Origin of the sequence: Pseudomonas pichavaramensis (assembly GCF_050473265.1) — a bacterium.
Classification (GTDB): Bacteria; Pseudomonadota; Gammaproteobacteria; order Pseudomonadales; family Pseudomonadaceae; genus Aquipseudomonas.
In genome coordinates this window covers 43,662-56,256 of the sequence record NZ_JBJKFJ010000006.1, presented here as the reverse complement: position 1 = coordinate 56,256, position 12,595 = coordinate 43,662, and the positions used below count along the sequence as shown (strand labels likewise).

General features: G+C 61.9%; 14 protein-coding genes. 8 read left to right on the top strand and 6 right to left on the bottom strand.

The genetic code is table 11. From position 1 onward, the window contains the following. The first annotated feature begins 65 nt into the window (after positions 1-65). Positions 66-1,067, top strand: coding sequence for a type I glyceraldehyde-3-phosphate dehydrogenase (gap, locus tag ACJRW5_RS11480; protein ID WP_484570640.1), 1,002 nt, complete (start codon positions 66-68; stop codon positions 1,065-1,067). Positions 1,068-1,079: 12 nt separating this feature from the next. Further along, complete coding sequence (locus ACJRW5_RS11475) at positions 1,080-1,544, top strand: methylglyoxal synthase (RefSeq protein WP_484570639.1); 465 nt, start codon at positions 1,080-1,082, stop codon at positions 1,542-1,544. A 59-nt stretch (positions 1,545-1,603) separates the two neighbouring features. On the opposite strand, the gene arfB is transcribed toward ACJRW5_RS11475, so the two are convergent. Further along, positions 1,604-2,017 (bottom strand): alternative ribosome rescue aminoacyl-tRNA hydrolase ArfB, encoded by a 414-nt coding sequence (gene arfB / locus ACJRW5_RS11470; protein ID WP_484570638.1) that lies wholly within the window; start codon positions 2,015-2,017, stop codon positions 1,604-1,606. Between the two features lie 130 nt (positions 2,018-2,147). On the opposite strand from arfB, the gene ACJRW5_RS11465 reads away from it, so the two are divergent. Both ACJRW5_RS11465 and ACJRW5_RS11460 read left to right on the top strand, forming a co-directional pair. Beyond that, on the top strand, positions 2,148-3,212 hold the full coding sequence (locus ACJRW5_RS11465; RefSeq protein ID WP_484570637.1) for a metal-dependent hydrolase: 1,065 nt from the start codon (positions 2,148-2,150) through the stop codon (positions 3,210-3,212). Between the two features lie 46 nt (positions 3,213-3,258). Beyond that, on the top strand, positions 3,259-5,094 hold the full coding sequence (locus ACJRW5_RS11460) for an ABC transporter ATP-binding protein (RefSeq protein ID WP_484570636.1): 1,836 nt from the start codon (positions 3,259-3,261) through the stop codon (positions 5,092-5,094). A 59-nt stretch (positions 5,095-5,153) separates the two neighbouring features. Here the strand turns inward: ACJRW5_RS11460 and ACJRW5_RS11455 are convergent, their stop codons facing one another. After that, complete coding sequence (locus ACJRW5_RS11455) at positions 5,154-6,500, bottom strand: DEAD/DEAH box helicase (protein ID WP_484570876.1); 1,347 nt, start codon at positions 6,498-6,500, stop codon at positions 5,154-5,156. Positions 6,501-6,663: 163 nt separating this feature from the next. Between ACJRW5_RS11455 and ACJRW5_RS11450 the strand changes: the two genes are divergently transcribed. Together ACJRW5_RS11450 and ACJRW5_RS11445 are read left to right on the top strand one after the other, a co-directional pair. After that, a complete protein-coding gene (locus ACJRW5_RS11450) occupies positions 6,664-7,077 on the top strand; it encodes an anti-virulence regulator CigR family protein (protein ID WP_484570635.1) in 414 nt (137 codons plus the stop codon). Positions 7,078-7,175: 98 nt separating this feature from the next. Next, positions 7,176-7,754, top strand: a complete 579-nt coding sequence (locus ACJRW5_RS11445) for a dihydrofolate reductase family protein (protein WP_484570634.1) — start codon at positions 7,176-7,178, stop codon at positions 7,752-7,754. On the opposite strand, the gene rarD is transcribed toward ACJRW5_RS11445, so the two are convergent. The 4 genes from rarD to ACJRW5_RS11425 form a co-directional block, all read right to left on the bottom strand. Beyond that, a complete protein-coding gene (rarD, locus tag ACJRW5_RS11440; RefSeq protein WP_484570633.1) occupies positions 7,741-8,646 on the bottom strand; it encodes an EamA family transporter RarD in 906 nt (301 codons plus the stop codon). The two genes, ACJRW5_RS11445 and rarD, sit on opposite strands and share 14 nt — an antisense overlap. After that, complete coding sequence (locus ACJRW5_RS11435; protein ID WP_484570632.1) at positions 8,646-9,509, bottom strand: carboxylate/amino acid/amine transporter; 864 nt, start codon at positions 9,507-9,509, stop codon at positions 8,646-8,648. The genes rarD and ACJRW5_RS11435 overlap by 1 nt, the downstream gene beginning before the upstream one ends. Positions 9,510-9,734: 225 nt before the next feature. After that, on the bottom strand, positions 9,735-10,334 hold the full coding sequence (locus ACJRW5_RS11430) for an FMN-dependent NADH-azoreductase (protein ID WP_484570631.1): 600 nt from the start codon (positions 10,332-10,334) through the stop codon (positions 9,735-9,737). 134 nt (positions 10,335-10,468) lie between these two features. Continuing rightward, positions 10,469-10,783 carry a 3-phosphoglycerate kinase gene (locus tag ACJRW5_RS11425; protein ID WP_484570630.1) on the bottom strand — a complete coding sequence of 105 codons (315 nt, stop codon included), beginning with the start codon at positions 10,781-10,783 and terminating at the stop codon, positions 10,469-10,471. A gap of 74 nt (positions 10,784-10,857) precedes the next feature. On the opposite strand from ACJRW5_RS11425, the gene ACJRW5_RS11420 reads away from it, so the two are divergent. Next, positions 10,858-11,784 carry a LysR family transcriptional regulator gene (locus tag ACJRW5_RS11420; RefSeq protein ID WP_484570629.1) on the top strand — a complete coding sequence of 309 codons (927 nt, stop codon included), beginning with the start codon at positions 10,858-10,860 and terminating at the stop codon, positions 11,782-11,784. Between the two features lie 10 nt (positions 11,785-11,794). Then, complete coding sequence (locus tag ACJRW5_RS11415; protein ID WP_484570628.1) at positions 11,795-12,592, top strand: alpha/beta fold hydrolase; 798 nt, start codon at positions 11,795-11,797, stop codon at positions 12,590-12,592. The last annotated feature ends 3 nt before the right edge of the window (positions 12,593-12,595 follow it).

The following is a 12,595-nucleotide window of genomic DNA, read 5'->3' as shown; positions in this document are numbered from 1 at the left end:
GCTTGATTTCCATAGCAATGGGAATAATCTTGTAATTACAACAACAAATTTACGAGACCCTCACCATGACACTACGAATCGCCATCAATGGCTTCGGCCGTATCGGCCGCAACGTGCTACGTGCACTCTATACCCAGAATTATCGCCAGCACCTGCAGGTCGTGGCGATCAACGACCTGGGTGACAGCGCGATCAACGCCCATCTTCTGCAGTACGACAGCGTCCACGGTCATTTTCCCGAAGAGGTTCAGGTTGAGGGCGACAGTCTGTGGATCAAGGGTGACCGTATCGCCGTCAGCGCCATCCGCAACCCTGCCGACCTGCCTTGGCGGGCCCATCAGGTCGACGTGGTACTCGAGTGTACCGGGCTGTTCACCGAACGCGACAAGGCCGCCGCGCACCTTACCGCCGGGGCACGCAAAGTGCTGATCTCCGCCCCCGCCAAGGGCGCCGATGCCACGCTGGTCTACGGGGTCAACGAACAGGTGCTGACGCCTGACATGCAGATCATCTCCAACGCCTCCTGTACCACCAACTGCCTGGCACCGGTGGCACAGGTGCTGCAGCGTGAACTGGGCATCGAGCAGGGCCTGATGACCACCATCCACGCCTACACCAATGACCAGAATCTCTCTGACGTCTATCACAGCGATCCCTATCGCGCGCGCTCGGCCACTCAGTCGATGATCCCGACCAAGACCGGCGCGGCGGAAGCCGTTGGCCTGGTACTGCCGGAACTGGCCGGCAAGCTTACCGGCATGGCCGTGCGCGTACCGGTGATCAACGTGTCGCTGGTCGACCTGACCGTGCAGACCGAACGCGAAACCAGTGCCGCAGAAGTGAACGCCCTGTTCAAGACGGCCAGCGAACGATCGCCGGTGCTGGGCTACAACGCGCTACCGCTGGTTTCCTGTGACTTCAACCACAACCCGTTGTCATCGATCTTCGATGCCAATCACACCAAGGTCAGCGGCAAGCTGGTCAAAGTCATGGCCTGGTATGACAACGAATGGGGCTTTTCCAACCGTATGCTGGACAACTGCCTGCTCCTGGCACGCATGCACTGACAAGGAAATCCGATGAGCCGCATCAGCTTCACCCAGGCCACCTTGCCGGCCCGCAAGCGCATCGCCCTGGTAGCGCACGACCATTGCAAGGGTTTCCTGCTCGATTGGTGCGAGCGCCAGCGCGACAGGCTCAGCCGGCACCAATTGTTGGCGACCGGCACCACCGGTCTGCTGCTGAGCAAACGTCTGGCGCTGCCGGTGGAAAGCATGATCAGCGGCCCGCTCGGCGGTGACCAGCAGATCGGCGCACGCATAGCCGAACAGCGCGTGGACATGCTGGTGTTTTTCTGGGATCCGTTCGAGCCTCAACCGCACGACCCGGACATCAAGGCCTTGTTGCGTGTAGCCGCCGTGTGGAACATCCCGGTGGCATGCAATGAGAGCAGCGCCGACTACCTGCTCAGCAGCGACCTGATGGAACAGCAACACCAATACCGCATTCCCGACTATCAGACCTATCTGGCCGGACGCGGGTAGGGTGTCACGGGGCTGCACACCACAGCCGGTGCGCGTGGAGCTCGACTGTTGCCACGCCACTAGAAATCAATCTTGCCTCGCCCGGCCTTGATCGCCCCGCGCTTGCTCTTGCCATCAAGACGACGCTTTTTCGAGCCCAGCGTCGGCTTGGTGGGGCGACGCTTCTTCTCCACCTTGCCGACGCTGCGGATCAACTCCGCCAGACGCTCCAGCGCATCGGCGCGGTTCTGTTCCTGAGTGCGGTACTGCTGCGCCTTGATGATGACCACACCGCCCGCCGTGACGCGGCTATCAGCCACGGCCAGCAGGCGCTCCTTGTAGAACGGCGGCAGTGACGAGGCCTGACTGTCGAAGCGCAGATGCACCGCGCTGGATACCTTGTTGACGTTCTGCCCGCCAGCGCCCTGGGCGCGGATGGCGGTCAGCTCGATTTCATCATCCGGGAGATGGACGCTGTTGGAGACGATCAGCATGTGCATGGTTTCTTGTGGGGCATGAGCACAGGATACCCGTGGTGACTGTAACCTTTGCTTGAAATTTCCCCACGGCATTCAGACATCGGCTCAGCTAACGTAGCGGCCAGTATTTTTTCGGAAGCACTCGATGGACTCCATAACCCAGGCGGTACTCGGCGCCAGCATCCAGGGCGCGCTTCTCGGTCGTTGGCAGGGTCGCAAGGCGCTTCTCTACGGCGCCATGCTCGCGACCGTTCCCGATCTGGACGTGATCATGGACTACGGCGACGCCGTGGCCAACATGACCTATCACCGGGGTTTCAGCCATTCGCTATTCGTACTCAGCGGCCTCGCCCTGCTTCTTACCTGGCTGGCCAGGCGCTTGCGCCCTCACCCGGGTTACTCGGCCAACCGCCTGCTACTGACACTGTGGCTGGTGCTGATCACGCACCCCCTGCTGGATGCTTTCACCAGCTACGGCACGCAACTGTTCTGGCCTTTGATGCCCACCCCAACGGCCTGGTCCAGCCTGTTCATCATCGATCCGCTGTATACCGTGCCGCTGATCGCAGCCGTGGTGATCAGCCTGTTCAACGGCCTGCGCGAGCAGAGCTGGCGTGTGCCAGCAGTGGCACTGGCGGTGTCGACGCTGTATATCGGCTTCAGCCTGGCCGGCAAGTTCATGGCCGAGCAGCGCGTGGAGCAGGAACTGGCGCGCCAGGGCATTCAGGCAGAAAAACTGTTCGTCACTCCGACGCCGTTCAATACCCTGCTGTGGCGGGTAATCGTGCTCGACGGCGAGGACTATCACGAAGCGCTGGTCGGCTGGCTCGATGACGACACCCCGCACCTGCAGCGTCTGCCACGCGGTACGCACCTACGCGAGCAACTCGAGAACGCGCCGATGCATGAGCGTCTGGACTGGTTTACCGGCGGCATACTGCGCTACGACCAGGTCGGCGAGCATCTGATCGTCACCGACCTGCGCCTGGGCATGACCGGATTCCATCCTTTCCGCTTCGACTTCGCACACCTGCAGGGAGGCCAGTGGCAGGCGCATGAGCCGGTCGAGCGGCTGCCTTTCGAACGCGGCGAAGCGGAACATCTGGCCCTGCTGTTCAAACGCATCTGGCAACCGGAGCTGGAGGTGCCGCTGCTGGCCTGGGCCGGCGAGCTGCAGAAACCGCTTTTAACTGAGACTCGCTCGCACTAACAGCGTTACTATCGGCGTCCCCCTCCACTGAGGCAGGACGCCTGCAATGCTGTTTCGCCGTTTCGAGTCGTTGATCGACGTTTTCAAACCCAGCCCCGACGTCGCGCCACCAGCAGGCATGCTGCGTTTCTATGGCCATTACCTGAAACAGGTGTGGCCTTTGATGGTCGCCGTGCTGATCGTTGGTTTCTTCGCTGCCGTGATCGAAGTGGCTCTGTTCAGCTTCCTCGGCCAACTGATCGACATGGCGCAGGCCAGCGACGACGCCAGCCGCTTCTTCGCCGAACATCAGACGGAACTGCTGTGGATGCTGCTAGTGGCGTTGGTGATTCGCCCCCTGGTGTTCGGCCTGCACAACCTGCTTACCCATCAGGCAGTCAACCCGGGACTGACCAATCTGATTCGCTGGCAGAACCACCGCTACGTGCTGAAACAAAGCCTGAGCTTCTTCCAGAACGACTTCGCGGGGCGTATCGCCCAGCGCGTGATGCAGACCGGCCCCTCGCTGCGCGACTCGGCCATGCAGGTGATCGATGCGCTGTGGCATGTGTTGGTCTATGCCGGTAGCGCCCTGTACCTGTTCGCTGCAGCCGATCTGCGCCTGGTGCTGCCACTGGCCTTGTGGATAGTCGGCTACAGCGCCGCGCTGTGGTACTTCGTGCCGCGTATCAAGGCACGCTCGGCAGCAGCCTCATCCGCGCGTTCCAAGGTCATGGGGCGCGTGGTGGATGGCTACAGCAATATCGCCACGCTCAAGCTGTTCGCCCACTCGCAGGAGGAGGAAAGCTACGCGCGCGAAGCCATGCAGGATCTGCTCGACAAGTTTCGCCTGCAGTCGCGCACCATCACTGCGCTGGACTTTCTCATCACCTGCATGAATGGCGTGCTGATCGTCGGTACCGGCGCCCTGGCGCTGTGGCTGTGGAGCCAGTCGCTGATCAGTACCGGCGCCATCGCACTGGCTCTCGGTCTGGTCATCCGCATCAACAACATGGCCGAGTGGATCATGTGGGTGGTCAACGGCATCTTCGAGAACGTCGGTACCGTGCAAGATGGCATGCAGAGCATCGTTCAGCCACGCCAGGTACTCGATCACGACGGCGCCGAGCCGATTCAGGTGCGACAGGGTGGCGTACGCTTCGAAGACATCCACTTTCACTACGGCAAACAGGGCGGCGTGATCAGTGGGCTGGACATCGACATCCGTCCCGGCGAGAAAATCGGCCTGGTCGGCCCCTCAGGCGCCGGCAAGTCGACCTTGGTCAACCTGCTGCTGCGCCTTTACGACCTGGAAAGCGGGCGCATCCTTATCGACGGTCAAGATGTCGCCACGGTGACCCAAGAGAGTCTTCGCGCCCACATTGGCGTGGTCACCCAGGACACCGCCCTGCTGCACCGCTCGATCCGCGACAACCTGCGCTACGGCAAGCCCGATGCCAGCGACGAACAACTCTGGGAAGCGGTGCGCAAGGCGCGCGCCGACGCCTTCATTCCCACTCTCGACGACAGTCAGGGTGGGCACGGCATGGATGCCCAGGTCGGTGAACGCGGGGTCAAGCTCTCCGGTGGGCAACGCCAACGCATCGCCATCGCGCGGGTGCTGCTCAAGGATGCGCCGATTCTGGTTCTGGACGAGGCCACCTCAGCACTGGATTCGGAAGTGGAAGCGGCCATCCAGGAAAGCCTGGATAGCCTGATGGAAGGCAAGACGGTGATCGCCATCGCCCACCGCCTGTCGACTATCGCGCGCATGGATCGCCTGGTGGTGATCGACAAGGGTCAGGTCATCGAAACCGGCAGCCATGCCGAGCTGATCGCCCATGGCGGCCTGTATGCCCGCCTTTGGCAGCACCAGACCGGCGGTTTCGTCGGGGTGGAGTGAAACTGTGGGAGGGTCTTGCGCCGCGACTCGCCGCTAAAGCGCCTCCCACAACAGCCTACTTACTCAGTTGCCGGCTTCTTGCGCTTGAGCGGCGCACTGCCGTCGGCGCTGACCAGCGCCGAGGGTTTGCCCGCAGGACGTGGGCCGCTCTTGCGCTTGGGCGCAGCGGCTTTCTTCGGCTCTTTCTTCTCGGTCTTTTTCTTCTTGCTGCCGGCTGCTTTGCCAGAAGCCTTGAGGTTCTTCGGCCCCTGATAAACGCCCTTGAGCTCCTTGATGCTGCGGCGCTCGAAACGCTGCTTGAGGTAGCGTTCGATGCTCGACATCAGGTTCCAGTCGTTGTGGCAGATCAGCGATACGGCCAGGCCCTCACCACCGGCACGGCCGGTGCGGCCGATGCGGTGCACGTATTCGTCACCGGAGCGCGGCATGTCGAAGTTGATCACCAGGTCCAGGCCCTCGACATCCAGACCACGAGCCGCCACGTCAGTGGCCACCAGCACCTTGACCGCGCCTTGGCGCAGGCGCTCGATGGCCAGCTTGCGATCCTTCTGATCCTTCTCGCCATGCAGCACGAAGGCCTTGACCCCGGCCGCCACCAGCTTGCCGTAGAGGCGATCGGCCTGCACCCGGGTGTTGGTGAAGACGATGGCCTTGTCGTAGGTCTCGTTGGCCAGCAGCCAGTCAACCAGCTGCTCCTTGTGGTGATTGTGGTCGGCAGTGATGATCTGCTGGCGGGTACCCTCGTTAAGCTGGCTGACGCTATTGAGCATCAGGTGCTGCGGCTGGTTGAGCACCTTGGCCACCATCTCGCGCAGGCCATTGCCGCCGGTGGTCGCGGAGAACAGCAGGGTCTGGTGCGGCCCGCAAGACTCGGCCAGACGCTGGGCGTCCTCGGCGAAGCCCATGTCGAGCATGCGGTCGGCCTCGTCGAATACCAGCACTTCGACTTCGTCCAGCGGCAGGTTACCGGCATTGGCGTGCTCGATCAGACGACCGGGCGTACCGATCAGGATGTCGATCTTGCGCATCAGTGCGGCCTGCACCTTGAAGTCCTCGCCACCGGTGATCAGGCCAGCCTTAAGGAAGGTGAACTGGGCGAAGCGCTCGACTTCCTTGAGCGTCTGCTGCGCCAGCTCGCGGGTCGGCAGCAGGATCAGCGCACGGATGCTCATGCGCGGCTGGGAGCTGCCGTCACCGAGCAGTCGGTTGAGCAACGGCAGCACGAAGGCAGCAGTCTTGCCGCTGCCGGTCTGGGCGATCACGCGCAGGTCCTTGCCCTCCAGCGCAGGAGGAATCGCTGCGGCCTGCACCGGAGTCGGCTCGACGAATTTAAGCTCGGCCACGGCTTTCAACAGGCGTTCATGCAGGGCGAATTGGGCAAACACGGGGGCACTACCTCGAGAAATCGACAAAACGGTGCATAGCCTAACGGTTTCCGGCGCGCGGGCCGAATTTCTTTGCACTCGACCAACGATCGTAGCCCTTAGCAGCGCTATTCTTGATGCCAGGCAAACGGGAACTGCGCCCCCCCGAAAGTCAGATTGATATCACTCCAGAGGAGTCTCTCTCATGTTCATCAAGCCTCAATCAGCAGTGTGCCTGGGCCTCTGCGCGCTGCTCGCGGCCTCCCCTGTTCTCGGCAGCCCGCCGGCGGGCAAAGGCAAGCAGGGCCACCAGGATCAGCAGGAAGACGTACGAATCGACGTGCGAGGCCCCAGCATCGATATCGGTAGGGTTCGCATCATCCTTGGAGAGAATCGCCAGTTGATCGGCCCAACCTCGTCTCTGCCCCCAGGCATCGCCAAGAACCTGGCTCGCGGTAAGCCGCTGCCACCGGGTATCGCCAAGAACTTCGACAGCCGGCTGAACGCGCGACTGCCGCACTACGACGGTTATGAGTGGAAGCAGATCGGCCGCGATGTGGTACTGGTGGCTATCGCGAGCGGAATCGTTTACGAAATTCTGCGAAACGTACTCGACTGAACAATTATTCGGCGATCTACCGACAAGCGGTACGGCGCAAGACGAACTTGTCCATGCCGCCCCACTCAAATCGATAGATGGCCAGCCGAGGCGTTACCATGAACCCGTCATTGATCTATCACATCACCTCCAGCCTCGATGGCTACATCGCTCGCCCCGATGGCCGTATCGATTGGTTCGATTCGTTGCGTCAGGCTGACGAGGAGTACAGCTTCCAGTACTTCTACTCCGGCATCGACGCACTGCTCATGGGTCGCGGCACCTACGAAGCCCTGCTTCGTCGCGGCGGCCCCTGGCCCTATCCTGGCAAGCCCTGCGTGGTCCTTACCCGCCTGGCCTTACCCAAGGCCACCGACGAGGTGCAACTGACGCACTGCACGCCTGCGCAAGCGGTCGCTGCCCTGGGGAAAGCCGGTTTTCAACGTGTATGGCTGGTAGGCGGCAGCTTGCTTGCGGGCAGTTGCTACACCGCCGGCTTGATCGACGAAGTAGTGATCAATCTGGTGCCGCACCTGCTCGGCGCCGGCATTCCACTGCTGGCCACGGGCATGGAACGCAGCCTGACCCTCAGCGATCAGCGCCGCTTCAATAGCGGCACGCTGCAAGTGCATTACAAAGTGCAGAAAGCCGCCTCTCAGCTCACGCAGATTCCCGCGCCACGAATCAATGCGGCCTGACGACCTCGCGCTGCTGCTTGCGTAACAGCCGCGCGCTATCCCAGCCAACCAGCAACACCGCCGTCCATATCGGCAGGTATGTCAGCCATTGCCCGGCGTCGAAAGTCTCCCCCAGCACCAGTAGTGCCACGGCAAACAACAGCACCGGCTCGACATAGCTGAGAATGCCGAACAGCCCCAACGGCAGCAGCCTGCTTGAAGCCATCATCGATGCGAAGGCCAGGGTGCCGATCAGGGCCATGCCAGGCACCAGCAGCCAGAGCTCCGGCCTGGCGCCAAAGGCATCCGGCGGCGCATGCGCGACGATCAGCCAGATGGCCAAGGGCGCCAGCATCAGCATCTCAAGCACGAAACCGGACAATGCATCGAGGCGCATCCAGCGGCGCAACATCATATAGGGCGGGTAACCCAGCGCGGTTACCAGCGTCAGCCAGGAAAACGCCTGGGTACGCCAGAGTTCGTGCAACACGCCGAGCACCGCACACATCACTGCCAAGCGCTGCAATGGGCGCAGTCTCTCGCCGTAGAACATGCGCCCAGTCAGCACCAGCGCCAGCGGCAACAGGAAATAACCCATGGAGACTTCCAGCATATGACCTGCCAGCGGCGCCCAGAGAAACAGCCCCCATTGCACGCCGATCAGCGCTGCCGCCAGCGGACAGGCGGCGAGCAGCAGCGGCTCCCGACGCAGGCGCGCAAAAGTATCCCTGAGCAGCGCGGTCTGCCGCGTCAGCAGCACCAGCAGTAACACCAGAGGAATGGACCAGAGCACGCGCTGGGCGAAGATCTGCACACCATCCAGCGGTGCCAGCCACTGCACATAGCCGGGCAGCACGGCGAACAGCACCGAAGCGCCTACAGACAGCGCAACACCACGTCCGGACAGATGCATCAGCGTGCCTCCATCCGTTTGCGCCCCAACCCGGCGATCGGCAACGAGAGCGCGATCACCACGCCGCCGACAATCAGGCGCAGCACATCCGCATCGTGATTCCAGATCAGCAGATTGACCAGCAAGCCCGCAGGCACCAGCGCGTTGTTCATCACCGCCAGAATGCCAGCGTCGACCAGGCTGGCGCCCTTGTTCCACCAGTACAGGCCCAGACCCGAGGCCACTACGCCGAGCCAGCCGAGCACGCCCCATTGCAGCGCGCCGCTTGGCAGGCGCTCGCTATCACCCAGCAGCAGAAAGGCCGGCAACGCGATCAGCAAGGCGCCCAGATAGAAGAAGCCGAAACGCCGATACTGCGGCTCGGGCGACGGGAATCTCAGCAGTAGGTGTTTGTACAGAACCTGGCCGGCGGCGAAGGTGAAGTTGGCGACCTGCAACAACAGGAAACCCAGCAGGAAGCTGCTGCTGATGCCGTCGTAACGAATTATCCCGGCCCCCAGTACGGCCACCAGAGCGGCGAGCAGCGCCCAGACGTTGAACCGACGATTGAGCGCGTCCTCGATCAGGGTCACGTGCAACGGTGTGAGGATGGTGAACAGCAGCACCTCCGGCACCGTGAGTACCGAGAAACTCAGATAAAGACAGACGTAGGTGATACCGAACTGCAGCGCGCCGATGAGCAACATGCCGCGCACGAACGCGGGAGCATGACCGCGCCAGCGGGTCAACGGCACGAACAGCAGGCCGGCAATGACGATGCGCGTCAAAACCGCAAAGTAGCTGTCGACCCGACCAGCCAGGTATTCACCGATCAGGCTGAAGGAAAAAGCCCACAGCAGGGTCACTATCAGCAGATATCGCACAGCCACCTCCGAAGGAAGGCGGCGACCTTAGCGCGTTCGCCAGCGCCGGACAATCCAGATGCCGTGCATCCACTGACAGCGCTCACTGAGCCCAGCTGCGCAAGAAACGCTTACCGTCGCTGAAGGCGGGCCGAGGCGTGAACGGCAAAAGATAAAAAAGCCGGCCACTCCTCGCGAAGCGACCGGCATAACACGCCCATTGGCGGGCGCTCAGGAGAGACGATATCAGGCCACTTCAGCCAGCTTGGCTCGAGCCTGCGCCAGGCCTTTCTCGCTGAATTCACCGCCCAGATTCAGGCCTTCAGCGTGGATGAACTGCACATCATGGATGCCGATGAAAGCCAGCGCCTGACGCAGGTAAGGCTCCTGGTGATCCAGGGCGCTGCCGGCATAGATGCCGCCACGGGCCGTCAGCACGAACGCACGCTTGCCAGTCAGCAGGCCCTGCGGGCCGGTCTCGGTGTACTTGAAGGTGACACCTGCGCGCAGCACATGATCCAACCAGGCCTTGAGGGTGCTGGGAATCGCGAAGTTGTACATGGGCGCCGCCAGCACCAGCACGTCGGCAGCCAGCAGTTCTTCGGTCAAATGGTTAGAGCGTGCCAGTGCCGCTTTCTCCGCCTCGCTCTGCTGCTCGCTCGGCGTCATCCAGCCGCCCAGCAGCGTGGCGTCGAGATGCGGCACCGGCTCGACGGCCAGGTCACGAACCTGGATCTGATCAGCCGGGTGAGCGGCCTGCCAGCTGGCGATGAATTGCTGGGTCAGCTCACGGGAGACCGAGCCTTGTTGGCGGGCGCTGCTTTCGATAACGAGAATACGGGACATACCTGAGGCTCCATCGAGGTGGGTGGAATCGATGGAGCTCAGACTAAATTCGCCAGGATCGATTAAAAAGCGTAAATATCCGCTTACATATATCGATAAAGTTGATTTAACTCTTGGCCAAGTCTAGGCTCTGACTACTTGAGGCCGCAGGTCAGAGCAACACGCAGTCGAATCACGCTGCGGGAGAACTTGACCGTCATGTTGTTGCTGGCACCCGGAGCCAATACGGCACGCCGCGTGCGAGGCGCCTCTGGGCCATTGCGGAAAACCGCTCTGCACTCTGCTTCACTCTCGCCATAGTTGTAGAGCATCAGCGCCGCCATGTTGTGATCGATTTCCCGGGTAGTGGCCGATACTTCAGCGCCGTTAAGCTGCTTCTCCAGATCGATTGGATAGGCCTGAGCCATCAGCGGCAGAAAAGCGAACAGCAGGCAGAGGTTTTTATTCATCGGTGCTCTCCATCGTTGGAGCGCCAGTGTAGGTCGAGATCACCGGTGATGACAGCCGGTAACAGGATAGTGTGATGAAAGCTCCCCGAGTAACCCTGGACCAGTGGCGCACCTTGCAGGCGGTAGTCGACCAGGGCGGTTTTGCCCAGGCCGCCGAGGTTCTGCACCGCTCGCAGTCCTCGGTCAGCTATACCGTGGCACGCATGCAGGAGCAGCTCGGCGTGCCGCTGCTGCGCATCGACGGGCGCAAGGCGGTACTGACCGAAGCAGGCGATGTACTGCTGCGCCGCTCGCGGCAGTTGGTCAAGCAGGCCAGCCAGCTGGAGGATCTGGCGCACCATATGGAGCAAGGCTGGGAAGCCGAAGTACGCCTGGTCGTGGACGCTGCGTATCCCACAGCGAATATCGTCCGCGCACTGACGGCCTTCATGCCGCAAAGCCGCGGTTGCCGCGTGCGCCTGCGCGAGGAAGTGCTGTCCGGGGTCGAGGAGGTGCTGCTGGAAGGCACCGCCGACCTGGCCATCAGCGCATTGAATATCACCGGCCACCTGGGTATCGAACTCAGCGAAGTGGAATTCATCGCTGTCGCCAACCCCGAGCATCCACTGCACCGCCTGCAGCGCGAGCTGAGCTTTCAGGACCTGGAAGGACAGATGCAGGTGGTAACCCGCGACACAGGCCGACTGCAGCCTCGCGATGCAGGCTGGCTCGGCGCGGAACAGCGCTGGACAGTGGGCAGCCTGCCGACCGCACGCACCTTCGTCAGCAGCGGCCTGGGCTTCGCCTGGTTACCACGCCACCTGATCGAGCGAGAACTCAAGGAAGGCGTACTCAAAGCGCTGCCATTGACTCAGGGCGGGCTGCGTAAACCGCGTTTCTTCCTCTACAGCAACAAGGACCGGGTCCTCGGCCCAGCTACCCAGATTCTCATCGAGCTGATCAAGAACTTCGATGCCGCGCCGCTGGATGCGCCCTTCGCAGCCCCCCAGTCGAACAACTGAGAGCTCTGCCATGCCCTATTTCGACAATGACGGCTGCCAACTGCATTACGAGAACTACGGACACGGCGCCCCGCTGCTGCTGGTACATGGCCTGGGCTCGAGCACACGCGACTGGGAATATCAGATCCCCGAGCTCAGCCAGCACTATCGGGTCGTCGCCCTCGACGTGCGTGGCCATGGCCGCTCGGACAAACCACGCGATGCCTACCAAATCGCCGACTTCGCCGATGACGTGGCGGCATTGATCGAGCACCTGCAATTGCCGCCGGTGCATCTGGTGGGTATTTCCATGGGTGGGATGATCGGTTTCCAGCTAGCGGTCGACCGCCCCGAAATGCTGCGCAGCCTGACCATCGTCAACAGCGCGCCCGAAGTGAAAGCCAGAAATGCGCGTGACTGGCTGGAAATCGGTAAACGCTGGACGCTATCGCGCCTGCTCAGCCTGGAGACCATTGCCAAGGCGCTGGCCAAGCTGCTGTTCCCGAAGCCCGAGCAAGCAGAGCTGAGACGCAAGGTCGAGGAGCGCTGGCCGCAGAATGACAAGCGCGCCTATCTTGCCAGCCTCGACGCCATCATCGGCTGGGGCGTGCGGGAACGCCTGGCGCGCATCACCTGTCCTACGCTGGTCATCAGCGCAGACCAGGATTACACACCGGTTGAACGCAAGCGCGAGTACGTGACAGAACTGCCCAACGCACGCCTGCTGGTGATCGAAAATTCGCGCCACGCCACACCACTGGATCAACCTGAACGCTTTAATAGCGCCCTGCTCGCCTTTCTCGGCGAATCTGCCAACAAGGAAAACTGACCA